The sequence below is a fragment of the [Clostridium] ultunense DSM 10521 genome, from assembly GCF_000511955.1.
In the GTDB taxonomy this organism is placed as follows: Bacteria; Bacillota; Clostridia; order Tissierellales; family Tepidimicrobiaceae; genus Schnuerera; species Schnuerera ultunensis.
In genome coordinates this window covers 86631-88415 of sequence record NZ_AZSU01000007.1, presented here as the reverse complement: position 1 = coordinate 88415, position 1785 = coordinate 86631, and the positions used below count along the sequence as shown (strand labels likewise).

Below are 1785 nucleotides of genomic sequence, written 5' to 3'. Positions count from 1 at the left end.
AAGTAGGCGTTTGCGAAACGCCATAACCCGCATAAATACGGGATATTTTTTTCATAAAATAATATAACTCCTCACCGATTTATGGTAAAATTGAAGTGTCAAGCAACAAATCTACCAAAACCCGAAAGGAGTTATATAGATATGATACCACATAAACAGCTTTCTTTGGCAGACATTTATTCAGATTGCAAAACTTTTTTTGAATCTGATAAACCTAAGTTTCTTTCATTACTTGAAAATAACATTAATCTTGATGAGTTTATTCCTATTTCTTTTTACCATCACTTTTATGCTTCTACTGGAAGACCTCGTGAATACAAGCTTCATTCAATGCTATGGGCTTTAATTATTCAAAGGATTTTTTCTATCCCTACTGATACCCTCTTAATTACTTTTCTTAAGTATTCAAGTGAATTAAGAGAATTTTGTGGGTTTGAAAAAGTTCCTGATGGTTCTAAATTTACCCGTTTCAAACAAGATTTTTTATTAGACTTACAAGCTGTATTCGATAACCTTGTCGATATTACTGAGCCTATTTGTCAACAAATCGATAAAGATAAAGCTTCTATGACTATCTTTGATACTTCAGGGATTGAAGCTTTTGTTACCGAAAATAATCCTAAATATGCTAATAAAATTGTCAAACAGCTGGAATCTTTTAAAAAATCACAGGGCCTTGATGATTCTTACGATCCATACAAAGCTGCATATGGGTCTATGCCTTCACATGCCTCTGCAAACCCAAACATTAAGCAACTATATATTAATGGTCATTTTTGCTATGTTTATAAATTTGGCATGATTACTAATGGTTTAGGCATTGTTCGGGATATTTCTTTTTACAATAAAGATTTTTTAAAGTCCCATCCTAATATCATTATTGATAAAAAATCAGATTCACCTGATGAAGATAAATCTCTTCATGATGCCAAGGCTGTTATTCCTGTTTTGAAAGATTATTTTGAAAAACATCCTAATATTAAAGCAAATGTCTTTATTGGTGATGCTGCCTTTGATGCCACTAATATTTATAGAGATTTACTTACTGATTTAAAGTTTGATAAAGCATATATTCCTTTAAATCGTCGTTCCTCTTTAAAACATCCAGACTATACTTTAAATGAGTTTGGAATACCTTGTTGTCCACATGATTCAACTCTTCCAATGAAACCAGAAGGTAATACTTCTCATTTAAGGTGCGGAATTAAAACATTTAAGTTTGTATGCCCTAAAATGAAATGGACTAAATGTGATGACGGTAAATATCGAAGACGTCATTTTTGTGACAATCCCTGTACTTCATCACCTTGTGGAAGAATGATCTACGTTTATCCTGAAAAGGATCTTCGTGCTTATCCAGGGACTCTTCGTGATACAGAAGAATGGGATAAAGTTTATAAAATCCGTTCAGTAGTAGAGCAGTCCATAAATCATTTTAAAGAAAGTTTCTGTATTGCTGGACGTAAAACCCAAAATGAGAAAACCATTCATGCCGATTTACTACTAGCAGGCATCACACAATTAATTACTGTTGTCCTTGCTGATAAAATACATAAGCACGAGTACATCAGAAGTTTAAAACCATTAATTGCTTAGGTATTTATTTTAGATATTCATTTTTCTAGAAATTTGATACCTTTATTTTGTGTACCCTTTTTTAAGAACAACTTTTAGTTCTCGCTAAACTTTCACTTGGATTCCACTTTCCATTCTTGAAACTCTTTTTTTGAAGGATCTATATTCCTATTATTCAGTTTTTAGAAAGAGTTTCGCAATTACTTATTT

General features: G+C 31.9%; 1 pseudogene. It reads left to right on the top strand.

The features are described 5' to 3' along the window. The first annotated feature begins 141 nt into the window (after positions 1-141). A pseudogene (locus tag CUL_RS0115105) lies at positions 142-1507 on the top strand (transposase). The last annotated feature ends 278 nt before the right edge of the window (positions 1508-1785 follow it).